Origin of the sequence: Shewanella decolorationis S12 (assembly GCF_000485795.1) — a bacterium.
Classification (GTDB): Bacteria; Pseudomonadota; Gammaproteobacteria; order Enterobacterales; family Shewanellaceae; genus Shewanella; species Shewanella decolorationis.
Genome location: NZ_AXZL01000076.1, coordinates 833,106 through 855,400, shown reverse-complemented (window position 1 = coordinate 855,400; position 22,295 = coordinate 833,106). Strand labels below are relative to the sequence as shown.

The 22,295-nt window shown below is 48.4% G+C and carries 16 protein-coding genes; 9 read left to right on the top strand and 7 right to left on the bottom strand.

Annotated elements, in window-relative coordinates:
• Positions 1-10: 10 nt before the first annotated feature.
• Entirely contained in the window at positions 11-667 is a 657-nt protein-coding gene (gene hxpB / locus SHD_RS20745; protein WP_011715645.1) for a hexitol phosphatase HxpB, read from the bottom strand.
• 421 nt (positions 668-1,088) lie between these two features.
• On the opposite strand from hxpB, the gene acnB reads away from it, so the two are divergent.
• The gene (gene acnB, locus SHD_RS20740) at positions 1,089-3,686 is read left to right on the top strand and encodes a bifunctional aconitate hydratase 2/2-methylisocitrate dehydratase (protein WP_039978860.1); all 2,598 of its coding nucleotides are present in this window, start codon (positions 1,089-1,091) and stop codon (positions 3,684-3,686) included.
• A 187-nt stretch (positions 3,687-3,873) separates the two neighbouring features.
• Here the strand turns inward: acnB and rsd are convergent, their stop codons facing one another.
• The gene (gene rsd / locus SHD_RS20735; protein ID WP_084294926.1) at positions 3,874-4,362 is read right to left on the bottom strand and encodes a sigma D regulator; all 489 of its coding nucleotides are present in this window, start codon (positions 4,360-4,362) and stop codon (positions 3,874-3,876) included.
• 459 nt (positions 4,363-4,821) lie between these two features.
• Between rsd and hemE the strand changes: the two genes are divergently transcribed.
• The 3 genes from hemE (at position 4,822) to SHD_RS20720 (ending at position 9,714) form a co-directional block, all read left to right on the top strand.
• Positions 4,822-5,886 (top strand): uroporphyrinogen decarboxylase, encoded by a 1,065-nt coding sequence (gene hemE / locus SHD_RS20730; RefSeq protein WP_023268929.1) that lies wholly within the window; start codon positions 4,822-4,824, stop codon positions 5,884-5,886.
• Between the two features lie 378 nt (positions 5,887-6,264).
• A complete protein-coding gene (locus tag SHD_RS20725; RefSeq protein ID WP_023268928.1) occupies positions 6,265-8,835 on the top strand; it encodes a putative bifunctional diguanylate cyclase/phosphodiesterase in 2,571 nt (856 codons plus the stop codon).
• A 75-nt stretch (positions 8,836-8,910) separates the two neighbouring features.
• Complete coding sequence (locus SHD_RS20720) at positions 8,911-9,714, top strand: SDR family oxidoreductase (RefSeq protein WP_023268927.1); 804 nt, start codon at positions 8,911-8,913, stop codon at positions 9,712-9,714.
• Positions 9,715-9,717: 3 nt separating this feature from the next.
• On the opposite strand, the gene SHD_RS20715 is transcribed toward SHD_RS20720, so the two are convergent.
• The 4 genes from SHD_RS20715 to purH form a co-directional block, all read right to left on the bottom strand.
• Positions 9,718-9,942, bottom strand: coding sequence for a hypothetical protein (locus SHD_RS20715; RefSeq protein WP_039978858.1), 225 nt, complete (start codon positions 9,940-9,942; stop codon positions 9,718-9,720).
• 167 nt (positions 9,943-10,109) lie between these two features.
• Positions 10,110-13,322, bottom strand: a complete 3,213-nt coding sequence (locus SHD_RS20710) for an ImpA family metalloprotease (RefSeq protein WP_023268925.1) — start codon at positions 13,320-13,322, stop codon at positions 10,110-10,112.
• A 181-nt stretch (positions 13,323-13,503) separates the two neighbouring features.
• Positions 13,504-14,802, bottom strand: a complete 1,299-nt coding sequence (gene purD, locus SHD_RS20705) for a phosphoribosylamine--glycine ligase (protein WP_023268924.1) — start codon at positions 14,800-14,802, stop codon at positions 13,504-13,506.
• Between the two features lie 105 nt (positions 14,803-14,907).
• Positions 14,908-16,506, bottom strand: coding sequence for a bifunctional phosphoribosylaminoimidazolecarboxamide formyltransferase/IMP cyclohydrolase (gene purH, locus SHD_RS20700; protein WP_023268923.1), 1,599 nt, complete (start codon positions 16,504-16,506; stop codon positions 14,908-14,910).
• 336 nt (positions 16,507-16,842) lie between these two features.
• Here purH and zntR point away from each other — a divergent pair, with 336 nt between their 5' ends.
• Together zntR and SHD_RS20690 are read left to right on the top strand one after the other, a co-directional pair.
• Positions 16,843-17,316, top strand: a complete 474-nt coding sequence (gene zntR, locus SHD_RS20695) for a Zn(2+)-responsive transcriptional regulator (RefSeq protein ID WP_023268922.1) — start codon at positions 16,843-16,845, stop codon at positions 17,314-17,316.
• A 2-nt stretch (positions 17,317-17,318) separates the two neighbouring features.
• Positions 17,319-18,788 carry a permease gene (locus SHD_RS20690; protein ID WP_023268921.1) on the top strand — a complete coding sequence of 490 codons (1,470 nt, stop codon included), beginning with the start codon at positions 17,319-17,321 and terminating at the stop codon, positions 18,786-18,788.
• An 87-nt stretch (positions 18,789-18,875) separates the two neighbouring features.
• On the opposite strand, the gene SHD_RS20685 is transcribed toward SHD_RS20690, so the two are convergent.
• Positions 18,876-19,763, bottom strand: a complete 888-nt coding sequence (locus SHD_RS20685; protein ID WP_039978856.1) for a prohibitin family protein — start codon at positions 19,761-19,763, stop codon at positions 18,876-18,878.
• Between the two features lie 328 nt (positions 19,764-20,091).
• Between SHD_RS20685 and SHD_RS20680 the strand changes: the two genes are divergently transcribed.
• Genes SHD_RS20680 through SHD_RS20670 form a run of 3 tightly spaced genes read left to right on the top strand, consistent with a single transcriptional unit; the run spans position 20,092 to position 22,266 of the window.
• The gene (locus tag SHD_RS20680) at positions 20,092-20,346 is read left to right on the top strand and encodes a hypothetical protein (protein WP_023268919.1); all 255 of its coding nucleotides are present in this window, start codon (positions 20,092-20,094) and stop codon (positions 20,344-20,346) included.
• Between the two features lie 3 nt (positions 20,347-20,349).
• Positions 20,350-20,640: a hypothetical protein gene (locus tag SHD_RS20675; protein WP_023268918.1), complete on the top strand. Its 291-nt coding sequence runs from the start codon at positions 20,350-20,352 to the stop codon at positions 20,638-20,640.
• A gap of 6 nt (positions 20,641-20,646) precedes the next feature.
• Positions 20,647-22,266 carry a PepSY-associated TM helix domain-containing protein gene (locus tag SHD_RS20670; protein ID WP_023268917.1) on the top strand — a complete coding sequence of 540 codons (1,620 nt, stop codon included), beginning with the start codon at positions 20,647-20,649 and terminating at the stop codon, positions 22,264-22,266.
• Positions 22,267-22,295: the final 29 nt, after the last annotated feature.

The window sequence follows — 22,295 nt, the reverse complement described above, 5'->3', positions numbered from 1 at the left end:
GTTGCTGTGATTAGCCCAAGATAGCCGGTAAATCTAACAAGCTGTCGGCTTGGTGATGGGCGACAACCCATTTGGCCTGCCCGCGTTGCTCCGGTGCGGGAATGGCGACGGTCTGCATATTGGCAGCGCGGGCGGCGATAAGACCATTGAAAGAGTCTTCAATCGCGAGGCAATAACGCGGGTCGACTCCTAACGCGGCGGCGCAATTTAAGTACACCTCGGGATGGGGTTTGCCATAGGTGAGACCTTCGGCGGATTGTACCGCCATAAACTTATCGCTTAGGCCGAGTTTACTGAGTACGGCTTCGATAATGGTGTAAAAAGAAGAGGTGGCTAGGCCTATCTTTAAGCCTTTAGCTTGGCAGTAATCAATGGCTTGTTGAACGCCTTGCATGGCTTCGCCCGTTCGCAGGATTTCCTCTGCGACTTTATCGACGATGGCGGTGCTGACCTTGGCATTGTCGTAATCGGCCCAAGGTGCTTTGTGATACCAATAGTCGACACATTGGTCGATACGTAAACCTGTGGTTTGTTGAATCGTTTCGATAGTGACGGGCACGCCAAGTGCCGATAAGACTTCATACTCAACCCGTTGCCAAAGGGGTTCTGAATCGATTAACACACCATCCATATCAAAGATAACAGCTTGAATACTAAGGGATGTCATTACTACTCCAAGGGATGGGAAATGGGTCATTCGAGCTTGAGTGTAAGTTTAAGCCCGTCATCTTCAAAGCCTAAACACACAAAGTTGAGAAATATTTTTGGTGGAAAGGAATTGATGTCCAAAAAAATAATCGTTCGATTTTAAATTGATGAACGTATGTTAACTATTTGTCAATTATGGTTTTTTATCTGTTTTCAAACTATTGTCTAATTTCCATTGTTTTATTGTTGCCGTAAGTTGAGTTGCACCTCCGGATTTAGCCCTTATTTCGTCTTTTGCCGAGTGTGACCTGATTCATACTTTTGCAAAGCTGTAGTATACTGCTGGCCGGAAATACGGGTCGATCATGTCGGACTGTCAGCTTCAATTGAGAAGACGTGCAGTTTCGTTGTTAGAGCGCCAAACAAAGAGGAATGTTGCCGTGCTAGAAGCATATCGTAAACACGTCGCAGAACGTGCTGCAGAGGGCGTAGTCCCTAAGCCATTAGATGCACATCAAGTGGCTGAACTGGTTAAATTGGTTCAAAATCCCCCCGCTGGTGAAGAAGCTGTTATTCTTGACCTGCTCGAAAATCGAATTCCCCCCGGTGTTGACGAAGCCGCCTATGTAAAAGCCGCGTTCTTAGATGCGGTTGCTAAAGGCACTGCAACTTCACCCATACTATCTGCCGAACGTGCGACTGAGTTATTAGGCACTATGCAAGGTGGCTATAACATCGAGCCGCTGATCGCTCAGTTAGATAACCCCGCTCTGGCGCCTTTAGCTGCTAAAGCCTTATCTCACACTTTGCTGATGTTTGACTCTTTCCACGATGTGGTTGAGAAAATGGAAGCCGGTAACGTCTATGCTAAACAAGTGGTTGAAGCGTGGGCAAATGCAGACTGGTACTTAAGCCGTCCAAAATTAGCGGACAAAGTCACCCTGACCGTATTCAAAGTCTCTGGTGAAACCAACACCGACGACCTGTCACCAGCACCCGATGCTTGGTCACGTCCAGATATCCCATTGCACGCCTTAGCTATGCTGAAAAACGCACGTGATGGTATCGAGCCAGATGTACCTGGCAGCGTAGGTCCAATCAAGAAATTAGAAGAACTGAAAACCAAAGGTTTCCCATTAGTTTACGTGGGTGACGTTGTAGGTACTGGTTCATCACGTAAATCTGCGACTAACTCAGTACTGTGGTTCATGGGCGATGATATCCCATTCGTACCTAACAAACGTGCTGGTGGTTTCTGCTTAGGTGGCAAAATTGCGCCGATTTTCTTCAACACTATGGAAGATGCGGGCGCACTACCAATCGAACTCGACGTCAGCAAAATGGAAATGGGCGATGTGATCGACATTTACCCATACGCTGGTGTTGTAAAGCGTCATGGCTCAGATGAAGTGATTTCTGAGTTCAGCCTGAAAACCGACGTACTGTTAGACGAAGTGCGTGCAGGTGGTCGTATTCCACTGATCATCGGTCGTGGTTTAACTGACAAAGCACGTGCGGTATTAGGTTTACCAGCGTCTGACGTATTCGTACGTCCACAGGACATCGCTGATAATGGCAAAGGTTATACCCTTGCACAGAAGATGGTCGGTAAAGCCTGTGGTGTTGCTGGCGTACGTCCAGGTCAATACTGTGAGCCTAAGATGACTTCTGTAGGTTCACAGGACACTACCGGTCCTATGACCCGTGACGAGCTGAAAGACTTAGCCTGTTTAGGCTTCAGTGCCGATTTGACTATGCAGTCATTCTGCCACACTGCCGCTTATCCAAAACCAGTTGACGTTAACACTCACCACACGCTGCCAGATTTCATCATGAACCGTGGCGGTGTGTCTCTGCGCCCAGGTGACGGCGTTATCCACTCTTGGTTAAACCGTATGTTATTACCAGACACAGTAGGTACTGGTGGTGACTCACATACGCGTTTCCCAATCGGTATTTCATTCCCTGCGGGTTCTGGTCTTGTTGCCTTCGCTGCTGCGACCGGTGTGATGCCTCTGGACATGCCAGAATCTGTATTAGTGCGCTTCAAGGGCAAGATGCAACCTGGTATCACCCTACGTGATCTAGTACATGCTATCCCATTAAAAGCGATTGAAATGGGTCTGCTGACTGTTGAGAAGAAAGGTAAGATCAACATCTTCTCTGGTCGCGTACTGGAAATCGAAGGCTTAGAAACCCTGAAAGTAGAACAGGCATTTGAACTGTCTGACGCCTCAGCAGAACGCTCTGCAGCGGGTTGTACTATCAAGTTAGACAAAGAGCCAATCATCGAGTACCTGAACTCTAACATCACTATGCTGAAGTGGATGATCGCTGAAGGTTACGGTGACCGTCGCACGATAGAGCGTCGTATCAAAGGCATGGAAGAGTGGTTAGCGAATCCTGAGCTGATGAGTGCTGACAAGGATGCTGAGTACGCAGCAGTGATCGAAATCGATCTGAACGAGATCAAAGAGCCAATCCTGTGTGCGCCTAACGATCCTGATGATGCTGTATTACTGTCATCTGTTGCGCAAACTAAGATTGACGAAGTGTTCGTGGGTTCTTGTATGACTAACATCGGTCACTTCCGTGCGACCGGTAAGATGTTAGACAAGTTCGCTAAGACGCTGCCAACACGTCTTTGGATTGCACCACCGACTAAGATGGACAAAGACCAACTGACCGAGGAAGGCTACTACGGTATTTTTGGTCGCGTTGGTGCGCGTATCGAGATCCCAGGCTGTTCACTGTGTATGGGTAACCAAGCACGTGTGGCTGAAGGTGCAACTGTAGTATCGACTTCTACCCGTAACTTCCCGAACCGTTTAGGTACAGGTGCAAACGTATACTTAGCGTCTGCGGAATTAGCGGCAGTGGCAGCACTGTTAGGTCGTCTGCCTACGGTTGAAGAATACCAAGAATACGCGAAAGAGTTAGATGCAACTGCAGCTGACACTTACCGTTACTTGAACTTCGATCAAATCGATTCTTACACTAAGAAAGCATCACAAGTGATCTTTCAATCAGCTGTATAATCGATTGATATGATAATGAAAAAGCCAGCGAAAGCTGGCTTTTTTTGTGGATGCTATTGCTAAGCTAAGCGTTTGGTTAAGAGGTCGCTACCAATCTTAAAACGCCATTACATGGATTGCGGCTTATCTCCCAGTTTGTCTTCGACTAGCAATGGCGCGAATCGCTGCGGATAACTGTTCGCATGAATTACGCTTGTTGGGCTGCATGCTCAGAATATTTGCTATGTAATACCTCAAGCAGTTTATCTTCTAACTCGAAACGGGTTTCCATGGTGTGGGCCAGTTCGGAGAGATCCTTATCGAGCTGGTATAACACTTGGTCATCCAGCGCTTCGGCGTACTTATCATTAAAGTCTAATGCCGCATGGGTTGTCGGGGTAATTTGAGGTAATACCTGTTGAATTGTCGCTTTACAAGATGCTCCAAATTTTTCACAGGCATTAATCACTTGATCGTAAACCTCAAAATGGCCTTCGGAGACGTAATCCACTAATAGGTCGCAGAAGGATTTTACGTGGTCAAATGAAGGAAGAGATTTTTCAGCATTCGTGTAAGGAGGAAGCCCTGCAATTTGGCAGTAATGCACAAGAAGTTTACGACGATTTTCTAGCCATTGATCTATAAGCTTATTTGAACCGCCCCACTTTTGTTCTGCTTTTTCGAGTTCTCTCAGCATGATGCATTCCATTTTAGTGCTAGGACATGACTCTAATGTAGGGGAGAAATAGCTATTCGATCAACCCTTTTTATCGGGATTTGCGAGAATAGATAGATGGACAAACCAGCTGTTTTGTATAAAAAAATGCGGAAATAAAAAGCCCAACGATAGAAACCTATCGTTGGGCGAGTAATGTATATGGCAGGCTCGATGCGACGAGCTTCTTGATTGTTCTTGCTAGCGCAAACTTTTTATACCAAAGGCAGGAAACCAGCGCAACTTTTTTCTGTCTTAGTGTGACTTCGAGTTTGATTAGTAAACAGTATGTTATCTGGGTAGCATTTTAAGGATAAGTGCTTAAATGGACAGCAATGATGGGGATTAGCTCACATTAATTAGCTCATATTGGTTACATTATTCGCGTAAATGCTAAACTACCGCCCCAGCGGATCTCAATAAGTCTAGGAATCAAGCCAAATGGCAGAATTAAAGAATGATCGTTATTTACGCGCCCTACTAAAACAGCCTGTTGATATGACTCCGGTATGGATGATGCGTCAAGCTGGCCGTTATCTTCCTGAATACAAAGCGACTCGCGCTCAAGCGGGTGACTTCATGTCTTTATGCAAAAACCATGAATTGGCCTGTGAAGTGACGCTACAGCCACTGCGTCGTTACGAGCTGGATGCGGCGATTCTGTTTTCCGATATTCTGACTGTTCCCGATGCCATGGGGTTAGGTCTGTATTTTGAGGCGGGCGAAGGCCCACGTTTTGAACGCCCAACAGACACTATCGATGCCATCAAAAAATTAGCGGTTCCCGATCCAGAAGATGAGCTGGGTTATGTGATGAAAGCGGTTAGCACCATTCGCCGCGAATTAAACGGCCAGGTGCCATTGATTGGTTTCTCTGGCTCGCCTTGGACACTTGCGACTTACATGGTTGAAGGTGGCTCAAGCAAAACCTTCGAAAAAATTAAGAAGATGGCCTACGCAGAGCCAGCAGCACTGCATATGCTACTCGACAAATTAGCGGATTCAGTGACTTTATACCTGAATGCGCAGGTTGCTAACGGCGCTCAATCACTGATGATCTTCGACTCATGGGGTGGTGCATTATCGCACACGGCTTACCGTGAATTCTCACTGCGTTATATGCAGAAGATTGTTGATGGTTTGACTCGTTTTGCCGATGGTCGCCAAGTGCCTGTGACCTTATTCACCAAGGGGGGTGGTTTATGGTTAGAAGCTATGGCTGAAACGGGTTGTGACGCTTTAGGTTTAGACTGGACAGTCGATATTGCCGACGCCCGTCGCCGTGTAGGCCATAAAGTGGCACTACAAGGTAATATGGATCCTTCTATGCTGTACGCGCCAATTCCGCGCATTGAAGAAGAAGTGAGCCAAATTCTGGCGGGATACGGTGAAGGCTCTGGCCATGTGTTTAACTTAGGCCATGGTATCCATCAGCACGTTGACCCAGAGCATGCAGGTGCCTTTATCAAGGCGGTTCATGCTCAATCTAAGCAGTACCATAAGTAATCGATATTGAAGCAGAAACGGACCTTAGGGTCCGTTTTTTATTGCAGTGTCTCCTTAGCTGATCGTCATTGATTAAGGTCAAGGTCACACAGCCTTATATCGCAAAGGCTAATCAGCATATGTGGAATAACAAGACATTCACCAGCAGGTTTAAAGCATAGGATATTGATTAACATCTAACTTTTTAAAACTTTTTTATCGAATAGCTGCGCTAAATCAAAGGTGTTTTAAACAAATAAATGCATGCTATTGCTTACTTTAGCAACGGATAAAGCAAAGTGATATTTAATACTATTTGCAAATGAGATATGTTGCATGGCGCTATAAGGGATTACATAAAGCCATTTGATAATTTAATTACGTAAGCCGTGGTATAAGATGCGCATAGGCAACAAAATATTGGTTTTTATTGCGGGGTTTTGTCTGCCCGCGGTTGTGCTTGTCTCCTATTGCCTCGGTGTTTGGTTTGACCATAGGGTCGAATTATTACGTCAAGATAATGTGCAGCGTGAGCTGGCGAATATCCAGCAGCAGTTTCGAATCGATGTTGATCGTCTAGGTTTTCTCACAAATATCTACGCCTCACCATTATCCCATCTCGATAGCGAGCAGTTAAAATCTCTCGAATCCTCGTGGCTTGAAAGTTCAATGTCTGGCAATTTAAGCTGGTTTATTCTGCGAGATGGGCATTTGCAAAATGTTTTTCAAAACGAGCAACCCATTGCAGAAGCTAATCGGCAGGAAATCGCTAAGGCGATAACAACACAGGCTAAGCCAGAGTTTGCAAGCGCCTATTTAATTGGCGATAAAGGATATGTGGTAACGGCTGTCGCATCACATCCAGGCGAGTATGTGTTGTTAGTACGACAACTTACCGAGCGTGATCTGCTCGAATATGCTCAAACCTCCCTCGTGGATCGGGTCAGTATGTCTAATGCTGAAACAACCAATAGTACCTCACACTCAAGTTCGGTTGCGCTGCCGAGTTTGATTGGTCAACAACCGATTTATCTTCAAGTTGATTTTTCTGATGATCCTTTCCGTGATGTAAAACTTAGCCTCGACTGGGTGTCACTTGCGGTGATTTTGTTGGGGATAGTGATTGTTGCCTTAGGCTATGTTTGGTTGCGTGCGTGCCTGTTACAGCCCTTTAAAAGCTTGATGCAGCAGTTGGCACTTGTTGATCCTATGGCAAGTGTCTATCGGCCTGTTACCAGCGAGGGCAATGAGGAGTTATCTGTGCTGGCAAATCGAGTCAATAGTTTGCTCGCACGCATTTATCAGCAAAAAGAGCGCGGCAAAATTACCCTTGAGTCAATTGCTGAGGCGGTGATCCTGACCGATGTCGATGCCAAAGTGATTTATATGAATCCCAAGGCAGAGTCTTTACTAGATGTTGCAAGTAGTGATGCTGTTGGTGAGAGTCTCGCCTCTTTGTTGAAGGCGGGAGAGCAATTAAATCAAGCCGTTTTTCACTGTATTCGCCTTGGTGAAACCACACCTCAAGTCGCTAAAATCAAACTACTAACGGCTACACCGCGGATCATTGAGCGTAGCATCAGCAATGTGTTGAATCATGATAAAGAGATCGTAGGTACTGTCGTGGTACTGCGGGATATTACTGAAGAAGAAGTGCTTAAGCGCCAGCTGCAACAACGTGCGAATTTTGATGGCATTACCGGACTGTTAAATCGTCAGGCGTTTGAAGAGCAGTTGCCGCAGTTCGCCAGTCGAGCTAAGACAATCGCTTTATGTTATCTGGATTTAGAGCAGTTTAAGTTGATCAACGATAGCTGTGGTCATGCAGCGGGAGATCGCATGTTGGCCATGGTTGCAAGGGCGATTCAGTCATGTCTTGGGCCTGAAGAGCTACTAGCGCGCTTAGGTGGCGACGAGTTTGGCTTAGTGATTTGCGATCGCTCCGCATTAGCTGTGGTGCAGCTGCTAAAGCAGATAAGTGCTCTGGTATCGCTGCAAGTACTACACGATAAAAATTGTCACTATAAAGTGGGGTTGAGCATAGGGGTCGCCTTTGGGCGAGCGCCTTATATCAATGCGCAGGAGCTATTAAAGGATGCGGATATCGCCTGTATTGCCGCTAAGGCTAAGGGAACAAACCAAATCCATCTTTACGACGATAGGGATAAAGAGCTGACCTATCAGCGCAACGCGCCCAAATGGGCGGTGCGTATCGCGCAAGCGATTGAGGAAAACGAACTCTTACTTTACTACCAACCGATTCGGGGCTTAGGGGCGAGTTCGAAGCGGCAACGGATGGAAATTTTGCTTAGGATCCAAGAGCCCTGTGGCCGTATTTTAGCGCCAGCGCAGTTTATTGCGGCGGCGGAGCGCTTTAAGTTGATGCCTGAAATCGATAAAGAGGTGATACGTAAAGCCTTTTTATGGTTGTCGTTAAATCCACAGCTGTGGCCGGATCACTGTATTTCAATCAACCTTTCGGGCAATAGTCTCGGCGCCGAAGGCATGGTGGAATATATTGCCCAGCAGCAACATATTTTTGATATCCCGAGCCAATGTGTTTGCTTTGAAATTACTGAAACGACGGCGATTCAAAACCGTCAGCGCGGCATGGAAATGTTAAGGCAATTGCGTAAACTCGGATTTTCCTTTGCTTTGGATGATTTTGGCAGTGGCTTTGCGTCCTACGGTTATCTGCGTGAACTGCCGGTGGATTATGTCAAAATTGATGGCTGCTTCGTGAAGAATCTCGCGGTCAACGCCAAGGATTATGCCATCGTTAAATCTATTCAAGACGTTTGCCGAGTGATGGGGATTGAAACGGTTGCCGAATTTGTCGAAAACCAAGAGATTATCGATAGATTACAAGTGATTGGTATTAACTATGCCCAAGGTTATGCGATAGGACGACCGCAACCTTTAGCCAGTTATTGCCAGCAGTTTGATATGCAAGTGGCACAACGCGCCTAGGGGATTGCGCTTTTAAGATGATTATGCCAATTTACCTCGGAGCACAATTAACATATTGGTAACAAGGGAATCGTTATGGATGGACTGACGGGGAAAGTAGTCATTATTACGGGTGCTTCAGAAGGTATTGGCCGCGCCCTAGCCGTTGCTATGGCGCGGGTCGGCTGCCAACTGGTGCTCAGCGCTCGAAATGAAACACGTTTAGCGTCCCTTGCCCTCGAAATTGCAAACTATGGCCCGACTCCCTTTGTGTTTGCCGCCGATGTCAGTAGCGCCTCCCAATGCGAAGCCTTAATTCAGGCGACGATTGAGCACTATGGTCGCCTCGATATTCTCGTAAATAACGCGGGTATGACCATGTGGTCACGTTTCGACGAGCTCAATCAATTGTCTGTGCTCGAAGATATCATGCGCGTCAACTATTTAGGCCCAGCGTATTTAACTCACGCCGCCTTACCCTATTTAAAGTCGAGCCAAGGTCAGGTTGTGGTAGTCGCGTCGGTTGCTGGGTTAACAGGGGTGCCGACTCGTAGTGGCTATGCCGCCTCTAAACATGCTGTTATTGGCTTTTTTGATTCACTGCGGATTGAGCTGGCGGATGATAATGTCGCCGTGACTGTGATTTGTCCTGACTTTGTTGTCTCGCAAATTCATAAGCGAGCCCTCGATGGTGAGGGTAAGCCCCTTGGTAAATCCCCAATGCAGGAAGCTAAAATTATCACCGCCGAGCAATGCGCCAACATGATGCTTCCGGTGATAGCGACCCGAGGACGGCTGCTTATTACTTCGCTACGTGGCCGACTCGGGCGCTGGCTAAAGCTAATTACGCCGGGTTTAATCGATAAAATTGCCCGCAAGGCGATAGCTTCAGGACATTGAGCGTTATTTTCCGCTGTTAAGATGTTTCACAATGGCTTGTTCTGCTTCAGTTTGAGTTGCTTTATCACCATCAGCTTGGATGTGAGCCGTTGCCTTATGGCCAGTCAGATCCTCGGCAATGTGTAACCAATCTGGATGCCAGTAAAAATCCTGTCCCGATAGGGTTTGCCAATTGTGCACGCCAGACTTTTCGCCTTGATAAATAATATCTTTGATTGAATAACCCATAGAAACCCCTGATTTATTATTGAGGTTAAATAGTGCGCTATCCACTTGGTAGCTTTTGTGATTCAGGTCACGATTTAAGGTAAAAATAAACCTCGCATGGGCGAGGTTTATTTTTATTATACTTAATTTTCAGTCTCTTAAAGACTAATGCCTTAGCCTCTATAGTTTTAAGGTTTAGCACATTGGCTAGGTGAGCCTGTGCCCTTCCACAATGTGCTGCCATCGCTAAGTGACAGCGGGATAAAGTTTAAACCTTGGCTCATGTTGGCTGGTGGTAAATCGGTTTCGAGCTCATACATGCCCATAGGCACCATACCTTGGCTGGCGTTTGCCGTCACCTGCGCCGCGGCGAGGCTAGAGTAACGTAGACCCAATATATCAAAATGGCTGCGCCAATCTTTGCCTGTGAGTTTACTCAGTGATACCAGCATAAAGTCATTGCCTGGAATATCTCTCACCGTTTTGCCACCGTAAATGCTATGGCCCTCGTATGGGAATAGTTCAAAGCCCAGTTTGCTACGGTTAGCCTCCCAGTCGCTGGCGTTATTAGCGTATTTACCGAAAATACGGCTGTGCTGGTACAGCAAGGTGAAGATATTAAAACCATTAGCTAAGGTGGTGCCGTCACTCAAGGTCATGCCATGGGCCTTGAGTGCCATTTGGATGTAAAACGCCATGCGATAGCCGTTGTGTACCGCGTAGGCATTGCTGGCCCAAGGGGCTGTGTATCTGTCTTCACCTGCATCGAGCACTTTGCAGTTGGCGCCGAAGACCACGCGTTTGCCACTGGTATCCGTGGTGCCCACAGTATCGGACATAAACACATAGAAGAGATCTTTGTGATTCATATGGCCATCATTGATGGTGTTGGTATTACCATCACGCAAATAATGGGTCTTCCATAGCACCACATAGGGGAAGATATTGTTGGAGTTTTCCCCCGCGCGGCTGCCATAGCCAGTCCAATTGTCGCTATTGGCGGCAGTGGCATATTGCACGTTTAGACGGTTAGTTTGCAGATTGTGGCCGAGCTCGTGGTTATCTCCCCAACCCGTGGGTGAAATATTCCAAGCCGCATCCCATGGATTACCGCTACAACCCGAGCCGCAGTGGGCGTTTTGATCATAGTTAGCGTGTTGGATGATGCTGCGGGTATGCAAACTGGCATCGGTGCAATCGGTGCCAAACAGTGCTTGACAGCTCGCAAGCACATCCGCAGGTAAAGACTCACTTAAGCTCTTACCTTGGATTTTCAGCCCAGCGAGGGTATACACACTGTTGATATGATCTTCGACAATGCTCTTGAGCAACGCATTGACATCCGGGACCTTACCGCCAATCGCATTCATAAAACGGTCGCGGCGCAAATGCTGCTCGGCGCCATCGGTACGAAGATCCACATGGGGCAACTCGGTATTTTGGATCTTATCGTTAAAGGCCGTGATTTCAGCAGGATTGGAAAAATCCATAATACTGGGGTGCTTAGCCACATTTTTTGCTTGTACATCAACACTGAGCGCACCTTCACCACCACTGATATAGAGGTAAATGGGGCCACCATAGGGGGTTGAAAACTCAATGCTTTGCCCTTTGGCGAGCTTGAGGCGTTGCTGAGCGAGCTCTAGTGGTGCGCGATAAACCTTTTGCTCATAGGCGCGGTTAGTATTACGTCTATGATAATTCAGCTTAATTTCGACATTCGCATTCGTGTTATCTAAGCGGCTGAGGGTGATGGTTTGCCCGGGTAAGGCGTACCAGCCGGTGGTTGTCCACTGGCCAGAGTAAGGCACTGTGATGGTCTTACGTTCCGTCACTGTGGCAGGGTAGGCGTAATGGGCATTGCTGCCCTTGCTCAGATTAGCCCTGTCGGTGACATACTCGCCTAAGTCTAGTTGGGCGAGGTTGTGGGCGCGGGCGTAGCTGACAGTCCAATCGGCAAATAGGGCTTGTTGCCACTGGGCGGATTCGGTGTAGGCGATGGGGTAATCGATTTCACTGCGATACTTGTCAGCGAGCAGTAACCCCGCTTTCATCAAGCTGAAATTAGGGCTATTAAAAGCATTTATACCATTATTATCTAAGGTTTCGGCATTGCCACGATACCAATCTGCACCCGCCTTAAAGGCCTCGACAAAGGCGCTACTGTTACAGCTTAAATAGTTGCCGCCGCAGTCATTGAGTACTTGCGTATCGAAGCGTTGTTCCCGCAGGTTGGCAAGTAGTTTTTCTACATCTGTTAGTGCTTTATCTTCCGCCAGAATAGTGCTCACACTCAGATTATCAGCGTTGAGTTTGGACCAATAGTTACCAGCGGTAGAGAGCCCCATCTCAAGATAGAGTGGCGAGAGCATAGGGCTTTGATTACGCCAGTAGTTTGAGACCAGCAGCGGAATTCCTGCGGCTTTGGCTTTAGCGATGGCCGCTTGAATGCCCGCATACCCTAGGCCATCTCGGTCAATATCACTGATAACAATTAAATCGGGCTTTAAGGTATCGATACAGCTGGCGAGGGCGCTGTAATCACAGCTATTGGCGGCATTGATGCTGTGAGTATTGGGATAGTACTTGCTTAGCCAAGTGCGGATCCCTTCGTTATGGGGGAAATACCAGCTGTCGGTACGGCTCGGCATTTGTGCCGTGACTATGTTGAGGCCATCCTGCTGATCGCCGCCTTTGGTTAGCCATCCGATAAGGTTTTTCAGTAGCTTATCACTCTCATCTGAATTATTAACCGCAAACAGGTTGCCACCCATGGCGGCATAACGCTGGCCTTGTTGTTCGCCCGCCATCACTAAACCACGTACGGCACTAGCGCCGCTGCCATCCACATTCGATGGCAGTAAGGTAAATGTGTTTTCCGGCATAAAGCTCGAAAAGGTAATGGAGTCGTGGGTCGGATGCCAGCTAATGCTGCTACCTACACCTTGATAGAGCTGGGTGATTTGCGTCTTACGTGCAGCGTCCACCTTCGCAAGTTCGGCAGTGCTGAAATCAATCAGCTCATTGGCGCTGGCAAGGGTATGGTCTTGATGGCGAATGGCATTTTCAGCATTGCTGATAAAGCTTGGGGTGATAGTGCAATCGGCACTTATCGCCGCCGTAGTGTAAGTCAGTTCTGTTAGCGTGCCGCCACAGCCGCTAATACTATCTAGTACAAAGCCATTATCGGCTTGAACAATAAAACTGGCGCTTTTACCCGAATCGACCTTTTGGCTAGTGGGACTGAGCTTTCCGCCAATGACCGAGCTTGTGCTGGCGGTATATTGACTGACCGAGGGAGGTTGGACTGGTGGAGGCGTTGTACCGCCAGCATCCTCTGAGCCACCGCCGCAACCTGTGAGTATCAAAGCGATGGCGGCAGAAATGAGTCTAATCTCCATAGCGAGTCCTTAGCATTATTGATAATTAACATTTATGTAGCATTGTATAGGAATAATGTGGACTACAGTAGAAGTTTTTTTAAATAAAAACTATAAAAATCATAAATTTAAAATTGACGATCGTCAATTTTAAGGCATAAAAAAACCGGCAGGTAGCCGGTTCTTTTGAATGATTTAACCTTTAGCACTGTTGTTCACGGGCGATGGCGCGATAGCCAATATCGGTACGGAAGTACACATCATCCCAGTGGATTTCATCAACCAGTTGATACGCGGCTTTTTGTGCTGCGGTGACTGTGTTACCTAATGCTGTGGCGCATAACACGCGGCCACCGTTGGTGACCACATGGCCGTCTTTCATCTCAGTACCCGCGTGGAAGACTTTGGCATCGTGATTACCTAGGCTTAGGCCATCAATCACATCGCCTTTGCGATACTCATCTGGGTAACCGCCAGCGGCTAACACGACACCGACTGCGGCGCGAGCATCGTACTCGGCAGTAACTTTATCCAGCTCGCCACGGGTTGCGGCTAGACACAGCTCAACCAGATCAGACTTTAAGCGCATCATAATAGGTTGGGTTTCTGGATCGCCAAAGCGGCAGTTGTATTCCAGCACTTTGGCGCTGCCGTCTGGTGCAATCATCAGACCCGCATACAGGAAGCCAGTGTATACATTGCCTTCAGCCGCCATGCCATCCACCGTTGGGCGAATAACATTAGCGATTGTCCAATCATGAACGCTTTGAGTGACCACAGGAGCAGGAGAGTAAGCACCCATTCCGCCAGTGTTTGGGCCGTGGTCGGCGTTATCACGGGCTTTATGGTCTTGGCTGGTCGCCATCGCGAGGATATTTTTACCATCGACCATAACGATAAAGCTGGCTTCTTCGCCTTTTAAGAATTCCTCGATAACCACGCGAGAACCGGCATCACCAAACTTATTGCCCGCGAGCATATCTTCGATGGCTGCATCCGCTTCGGCTTGATCTTGGGCGATGATCACGCCTTTACCTGCGGCTAAACCGTCGGCCTTGATCACCACTGGGTAACCCGTCTTGCCCGTCAGTTCACGCACGAAGGCTTTAGCGTCTTGGATTTCGGTACAGTTTTTATAACCCGCGGTAGGAATATTGTGGCGCGCTAAAAAGTCCTTAGTGAACGCCTTAGAACCTTCTAACTGTGCAGCCGCTTTGGTTGGGCCAAAAATAGGTAGACCCGCAGCGTTAAAGGCATCGACCACACCTAATACCAGCGGCGCTTCCGGGCCAACGATGGTGAGTTCGATCTGATTGGTTTTAGCAAAATCGAGCAGGGCAGGAATGTCAGTTGCACTGATATTTAAGTTTTCAAGCTTTGGTTCGAGAGCCGTGCCCGCGTTACCCGGTGCAACATAAACCAGTTCGACCTGAGGTGATTGTGCCGCTTTCCAAGCTAGGGCATGTTCGCGGCCGCCGCCACCAATAACTAATACTTTCATGTTAAGTCATCCCTTTGAGTTTTAAATTCTTGTGGTTAGATACTTATGTTCACTGAGTGTGATAAACGAAACAGCCAGCACATGGCGTGCTGGCTGTAGGCGGCATTAGTGACGGAAGTGGCGCATGCCAGTCATCACCATGGCCATGCCGTGCTCATCGGCCGCGGCGATGATTTCAGCATCGCGCATTGAGCCACCTGGCTGGATGATGCAGCTGATGCCCGCCGCCGCTGCGGCATCGATACCGTCGCGGAATGGGAAGAAGGCATCGGACGCCATCACAGAGTTAACCACTTCTAGGCCTTCATCGGCGGCCTTGATACCCGCTATCTTCGCGCTGTAGACACGGCTCATTTGGCCTGCGCCAACACCGATGGTCATGCCGTCTTTAGCGTAAACAATCGCGTTAGATTTAACGAACTTAGCCACTTTCCAGCAGAACATTAAGTCCTTCAGCTCGCTCTCGGTCGGTTGACGTTTAGTCACAACTTTAATGTCATCTAAGCCAACCATGCCTTGGTCGCGGTCTTGCACCAGCAGGCCACCGTTCACGCGTTTATAGTCTAAGGTCTTAGTCTTAGTATCCCATTGACCACACTCTAACAGACGCACGTTGGTTTTCTTGGCCACTACATCGCGGGCGCCTTGGCTGACGACAGGTGCAATAATCACTTCAACGAATTGGCGCTCAACGATAGCGCTAGCCGTTGCTGCATCTAACTCGCCGTTGAAGGCGATAATGCCGCCGAAGGCTGAAGTTGGGTCAGTTTGGTAGGCGCGGTTATAGGCATCGAGTAAGTCTTTACCCAGTGCAACACCACATGGGTTAGCGTGTTTAACGATAACGCAGGCTGGCTCGCTGAACTCTTTTACGCACTCAAGGGCGGCATCGGTATCGGCGATGTTGTTGTAAGACAGTGCCTTACCTTGCAGTTGAACTGCTGTTGCGACTGAGGCTTCATCGATTTTAGTGTCGACATAGAAGGCCGCAGTTTGGTGGCTGTTTTCACCGTAACGCAGATCTTGTTTCTTCACTAATTGAGTGTTGAAGGTGCGTGGAAACTTAGAGTCTTCGAAGCACTCGTCAGTGCTGTGTGCAGGCACCATAGTGCCGAAGTAGTTGGCGATCATGCCATCGTAACCGGCAGTGTGTTCGAAGGCGGCAATCGCTAAATCGAAACGGGTCGCGTGAGTCGTGCTGCCATTGTTGGCGGCCATTTCGGCTAATACGCGGTTATAGTCGGCCGCATTTACCACGATAGTCACGTCTTTATGGTTTTTCGCCGCAGCGCGCACCATAGTCGGGCCACCGATGTCGATGTTTTCAATCGCATCTTCTAGGGTGCAACCTGCTTTAGCAACGGTATCGGCAAAGGGGTAGAGGTTAACCGCAACCAGATCGATTGCATTGATGTTGTTGGCAGCCATGACATTTTCATCAAGACCGCGACGCGCCAAAATGCCACCATGCACTTTAGGGTGCAGGGTCTTAACGCGACCATCCATGATCTCAGGGTGTCCTGTATAGTCAGATACTTCGATAACAGGCACGCCGTTATCCGCTAACAAGCGAGCGGTGCCGCCCGTTGACAGCAGTTCAACGCCTTGGGCGTGTAATGCTTTGGCGAATTCGAGAATTCCGGTTTTATCTGAAACGCTTAACAGCGCGCGACGAATGGGTCTGGCATTATTTGCAACAGTCATTTGGGTACAGGGTCCAGTTATTTTAGTTTCAAGGATCTTTCGGAAAACAGAACAACTTCTATCGGATTCTGCTTTCCAAAAGCCCCTTGGTCCTACTTATATTTTTTGTCCCAGCGTCAGGCGCGCGTATTCTACCGTAAAACTGGATTTACGGGTGTTTTTTCTGCGCGATTTCACAATATTGATATCAGAACAAAGTGGAATGATTTTTGGGCGAGGTGTAAATTTCAAAATAGCCCTTGACCTTGGAGTAGGCTCTAAGGTTTATACTCGCTTCATCATATTGATTGTCAGTGTTGCTTGAGATGGTTCGAGTAAAACTGCAAAGGATTAACTATGTACCGAATTGGTGAGTTAGCCGATTTATGCGAGGTTAAGGCCGACACCCTCAGATTCTATGAGAAACACGGCCTGCTTTCGCCTTCGAGCCGTACCGACTCTGGCTATCGGGTCTATACCGATGCCGACGCGGCGCGGCTGCGTTTTATTCTGCGGGCGAAGGCGGTGGGTTTTACCTTGAGTGAAATCAGTGAGTTGTTGTCTATCGACCTCGACAAATCCAACTGGGCCTGTGCCGATGTTAAGGGCATGGTCGATCTCAAGCTGGCGCAGGTGCAAGCTAAAATTGCCGAGTTATTGCATTTTCAAACCAGCTTACAGAGTCTGTCGGATGCCTGCTGCGGCGGACCGCGTAGCGCCGAACATTGCTCGATTTTAGAGGCGTTGGAGTCGAGTACCGAAAGAGTACGCGTTGAGCATGACCATGGCGCCACAGATTGCACCACAACCCTAGATAAGTCAGGGAATTAATTATGTTATTGAAGAATTTTATCGATCTGTTTTTAGATTCCGCCCCTTGGCTATTGCTCGGCTTGATTCTGGCGGGCTTACTTAAAGTGTTTGTGCCTATGGCGTGGATGCAAAAACAGCTCGGCGGACATGGCTTTAAAACCGTGGTTAAAGCGGCATTATTAGGCGCGCCTTTACCGCTGTGTTCCTGCGGCGTGATCCCTGCCGCCGTTGGGCTACGCCGCTCAGGCGCATCGAAAGCGGCAACCACCTCTTTTTTGGTTTCAACCCCTGAGACTGGGGTCGACTCTGTGACCGTTTCCTATGTCTTACTCGGCCCGTTTATGGCGATAGTGCGGCCGATTGCGGCGATCACTAGCGCTATTGTCGCGGGCCTTTTAGTGGGACGTGATGATGACGATGGCAAACCTATGGGTAAGGCTGAAACTCTATCTCAATCAGATAAGGCGTTAGATAGCAGTGCTCCTGTTGCTGCATGCTGCGCTTCTAAATCTTCGGCGCAACCTGCGATGGTAAAAGCCGAAGCGGTGCAAAGCTGCTGCTCATCTACCAAGGCGCCCATGATGACGCCGGTTAAGTCTTCCTGTTGTAGTGATAACGCGAAAGCGCCATCAACTGAGTCGAAAATCAAAATGACGCCGATGGCTAAGCCGAGCTTAATGGCGGCTTCTTCTAGTGTGATGGCTGGTCAAACGTTTGGGGCTGTGGCAAAGGTGAATCCTGTTAAGAGTGAAAGCGCGGGTTCATGTAGTGGTACTCAAACCGCCGCGCCCGAAAAAATCGTGGTGGTGAAGAAAGGCGCCTGCTGCAGCACAAGCTCGCAGGTTGCTGACAAGCCTCAAGGTGACAGCTGCTGCGCGTCTACGCAGGATATGGCGACCGAGCTTAAGTCAGAGTCTGTGATTACGCGTATCGGACTTGGGCTTAAATATGCGGCGACGGATCTGGTGCGCGATACGACCCTCTGGCTGCTGGTGGGCTTATTCTTCGCAGCATTAGTACAAACCTATGTTCCTGCTGACTTTTTAGCTAAGTGGGGCGATGGATTGCTGGCCATGCTGGTGATGGTGCTTGTGTCTGTGCCTATGTACATTTGCGCCACGGCTTCGACACCGATTGCGGCGGGCTTGTTACTCGCAGGCGTGTCACCCGGCGCTGTGTTGGTGTTTATGATGGCAGGCCCTGCGACTAATATCGCCACCTTAGGCGTAGTGACTAAGGAGTTAGGTAAGCGTGCGCTCTATGGCTATCTTGGCGGTGTGCTAGGGGTGGCCTTAGTTGCCGGCGCTTTGGTGAATTATCTGGTCGCCTCCTTTGGTTTTGAGGTCATGCCGCAGATTGGCGAGCAGCACCAAATGTTACCCGAGTGGTTAGTCGCCACCTCTGGTATCGTACTGGCGTTGTTGATGGCGAAAGTGGTGTTTGAGAAAATCCCTCGTAGTTGGTTACGCCGCAGCGATTGCTGTTCTTAATTTATCTCACCCTAAGTCATCGAATAACGAAAAATCCCAGTGTTAGGGTTAACACTGGGATTTTTTATTGTCGGGTTAAACCTAAGGTTAGTTGCCTTTTTTCGCATCGATAAACGGCAGGGTGCCTGTTGGTAAGACGGTAGTTGGCAGCTTGCCGTCCCATTTCTCTGCCTTAGTCAGTTCGACAAGGTTTTGATTTTGTGCCAGCGCCTCGGCGCGGCTCTTAATGGCAGAGGCTTCAGCATCCCCTTTGATGCGGATACTTTCAGCTTCAGCCTTAGCGCGCGCCAGTTGCGAGTCGGCTTCCGCCTGCGCTTGAGTCACGGCGATTTGGGCACTGACTCTTTCTTTCTCTAGGTTTTGCAGTTGGGTCTGTACTTCAACCTCGGCGCGCATTCTGTCTTCAACAGACTTTTCATAGGCGTTAGAGAAGTCGATGTTTTCAATTTGTACAGAGGTGATCTCGATTGGCCCTTTCACAGATTGGGTGATGGCATTTGTCACATCGATACCGAATTTGATCCGCTCCTGCACAACCGAAATTGCAGTGTATTTACCAAAAATGTTCTCAACTTGCGTTGGTACTTGGCGGTCGAGTAGGCGAGCCACCATGGCATCGATACTCTTAAAGTTGGCATAGACCTCTTCGACACGATCCGGCGGTACGTTAAAGGTTACCGAGGCATTGAGTGTTGCAGGTTGCTGATCGCGGCTATAGGCCTGCAATGAGCTGTAGCTGGTGGTGTGGGTTTGGGTTGAGATTTTTACGACTGTATCAAACAGAGGCATTTTAAAACCTAACCCTGGCTCGGCGGTGCCAATGATTTTACCGTTACGCAGAATAACCCCGCGTTCACCTTGGTCAACCGTGTACCAACTGCCAAAGAGTGAGATAAATAGGATGAGTAAAATCACTAAAGGAATGATTTTAGACAGGCCAAAGGAACTTGGCAGGTTGAGTTCATTTTTAATCATGTAGCTTCCTTTGCTGGTGACATTGTGATGGGCTTGGAGTAAGCGCGGATCGTGTTGATGACTATTTATATCGAGACGAAACGGTTGTTGCAAAATGTATATTAATGGTTAACGGCAGGCAACAAGTAGGTGTCTGAGTTGTAGAACTGTGACTGAACTGCCATAACCTATGCTTACAGTGTAAATCTTATTGCGAATTATTCTCATCATGGATAGAGTCCCATAAATTTACTGAGTTTTTCTATGGCTTTCATTGCGTTATTGAGTCGTTGTGATAGATGCCCAAGAATATGACAGTTAACACTTTGTGGTGAGAGGATACGATCCCGTGTTGAAACTCGTCTTTTTGTTGTCGACGCTTGTAGCCTGCTTATTATTTTATTTGACCAACAAGCAGCAAAAACTATTGGCAAGCTCCCTTCCTAAGCGGCCTTGGCGTTTACTCGCCTACGGCATGACTGTCGCTAGCCTTATCGGCTGGCTCAGTCTATTTACCCTAGGCGCGGCAATTTTTATCTGGATAGCTCTTTTGATGCTGCTCTCGGGTTTAGTGCCTTTTATCTCACTTATCGGGCGGAAATAAGCCATGGCGCGTTTAGCGGAAAACGACAAATTACAGCCAGACTGGTGGACTAAGTCACTGGCGGGATTGATTTTAGGCTTCACCTTAGCCTTGGGCCTAGTGGGATTATTTGCTTGGTTTGGCCCGGGTGGAATCGATGCCGACACTAAGGTGCAATTCAACATGTGGATGATTACACCCATTTGGTTGCTGATATTAAGTTTTAGCTTTCTGTTTAAAACCGGACTTAGAGCAATCGGCTATTTGGGCCTGTTTAATATTTTGACTTATATAGTTTTATATACCTTTAGGTGATAAGGGATGAAAGTTCGCAGTGATGTGTTACGGGTGTATCAGTCAATCCATATTTGGACTGGGATCATCGCCGGAATCGTATTGTTTATCGGCTTTTATGCTGGTTCGCTCACTATGTTTAAGGGGGCGATTGACGCTTGGTCAATGCCGCCCTCTGTGACTTTACCGCAAGTCTCAAGCGATAGGCTCGATGAGTTAGTGTCGCAGGCGTTAGCGCAGGATGGTAAAGCGAAAAACGGCTTTAGTTTGCATTTGAATGATGAGCATCAGTCGCCGATGACTTGGTATCAGCAGGGCTCTGAGCGTGAACTCAGCATGAGTAATCAGCTTTGGCATGCTAGCCTCGACGAGCAGGGGCAATTAGTCACCCAACTCAGTACGCCAAGCGAGTTGGCTGAGCTGATTGACCAATTACACCGTACTGCGGGGATTGCCGGTGAGGTCGGCCACGATCAAGCGGGTGTCTATGTGCTGGGTGTTGCAGCCTTTCTATACTTCTTAGCACTTGTTTCTGGGGTGATTTTTTTATTGCCCACTTTAACCAAAAGCTTTTTTGCCCTGCGTAAAGATAAGGGCGAGAGCCGTTTCTGGCTCGATGCCCACAACTTAGTCGGCATTACTAGTTTGCCATTTCATATAGTGATCAGCCTGACCGTGATTGTGTTCGCCTTCCATGACCAGCTTTATGATGGGCTTAAACAGGTGGTTTATGGTGAAAAGCCATTGTTTGCCCAGCCAGCGCCCGACAGAACGCCTTATACACTCGCCGATTTACCTCAGATCACAACGGTACTGGCTAAAGTGCAGGAGTTGGCGCCCGAGTATCAAGTGCATGAAATGACCTTTATGAACTTGGATAATCCCCGTGCGACCTTGCGCCTAGGCTTATATAACCCCAATGGTTTTATGCGCGGGCCTGTCACTGATTACTTATATCTGCATCCCTACAGCCTTAAGGTATCCAATAGCACTATTGACCAAAGTGACAAGGGGATTTGGGGCAGAACGGTCGCGGTATTCTTTGGGTTGCACTTTGGCAGTTACGGGGGCGATCTTGGGCGCTGGGTGTATTTCTTCTTAGGTTTGAGCGGCGCCTTTTTATTTTATAGTGGTAATTTGCTGTGGCTGGAAAAGCGCCGTAAAAAACAAGCGACTGAACAAACCCGTGCCTGCCGTTTAATGGCGAGCGCCACAGTAGGGATTTGCTTAGGTTCGGTTGCCGCCCTGGCGGTGAGTATGCTGCTGGGCAAGTGGTTATACGCCCATGTGAGTAATATTAATCACATTTACCTGTGGCTGTATTATCTGGTGTTTACCGTTTTAGTGGCCTACGCCTTCTGGCGCGGCGCAGCTCGGGCTGCACTGCTGATTTTACCCCTGTGCGCCTTGGTTACTTTTGCCATGCCTATTACTTCTGTGATTGGGCTGTTAGTGCCGAGTTTAGGTTTATGGGCGCCCCATTCTGCGGCAACGCTTGGAGTCGACTTGGTGGCACTCGGCTTTAGCTGTGTGTTCTATTATGGATATCGACTCACGCGTCAGCGGGTGTTCAACGGCCCGCAGGACAGTGTCTGGGCTATCCCCAGTGCAGCGCCTGTAGCAGCGTTAACGCAACAAACTTCCTAACAAAATGGGCGCTCTTATCGGCGCCCATT

What these genes read in the sequence shown, in the direction of transcription:
- SHD_RS20670 (WP_023268917.1), top strand. Translation starts at nt 20,647, where the DNA reads ATGAAAGTTCGCAGTGATGTGTTACGGGTGTATCAGTCAATCCATATT.
- SHD_RS20690 (WP_023268921.1), top strand. Translation starts at nt 17,319, where the DNA reads ATGTTATTGAAGAATTTTATCGATCTGTTTTTAGATTCCGCCCCTTGG.
- purD (WP_023268924.1), bottom strand. Translation starts at nt 14,802, where the DNA reads ATGAAAGTATTAGTTATTGGTGGCGGCGGCCGCGAACATGCCCTAGCT.
- SHD_RS20685 (WP_039978856.1), bottom strand. Translation starts at nt 19,763, where the DNA reads ATGATTAAAAATGAACTCAACCTGCCAAGTTCCTTTGGCCTGTCTAAA.
- SHD_RS20715 (WP_039978858.1), bottom strand. Translation starts at nt 9,942, where the DNA reads ATGGGTTATTCAATCAAAGATATTATTTATCAAGGCGAAAAGTCTGGC.
- hemE (WP_023268929.1), top strand. Translation starts at nt 4,822, where the DNA reads ATGGCAGAATTAAAGAATGATCGTTATTTACGCGCCCTACTAAAACAG.
- SHD_RS20710 (WP_023268925.1), bottom strand. Translation starts at nt 13,322, where the DNA reads ATGGAGATTAGACTCATTTCTGCCGCCATCGCTTTGATACTCACAGGT.
- hxpB (WP_011715645.1), bottom strand. Translation starts at nt 667, where the DNA reads ATGACATCCCTTAGTATTCAAGCTGTTATCTTTGATATGGATGGTGTG.
- SHD_RS20675 (WP_023268918.1), top strand. Translation starts at nt 20,350, where the DNA reads ATGGCGCGTTTAGCGGAAAACGACAAATTACAGCCAGACTGGTGGACT.
- zntR (WP_023268922.1), top strand. Translation starts at nt 16,843, where the DNA reads ATGTACCGAATTGGTGAGTTAGCCGATTTATGCGAGGTTAAGGCCGAC.
- purH (WP_023268923.1), bottom strand. Translation starts at nt 16,506, where the DNA reads ATGACTGTTGCAAATAATGCCAGACCCATTCGTCGCGCGCTGTTAAGC.
- rsd (WP_084294926.1), bottom strand. Translation starts at nt 4,362, where the DNA reads ATGCTGAGAGAACTCGAAAAAGCAGAACAAAAGTGGGGCGGTTCAAAT.
- SHD_RS20725 (WP_023268928.1), top strand. Translation starts at nt 6,265, where the DNA reads ATGCGCATAGGCAACAAAATATTGGTTTTTATTGCGGGGTTTTGTCTG.
- SHD_RS20720 (WP_023268927.1), top strand. Translation starts at nt 8,911, where the DNA reads ATGGATGGACTGACGGGGAAAGTAGTCATTATTACGGGTGCTTCAGAA.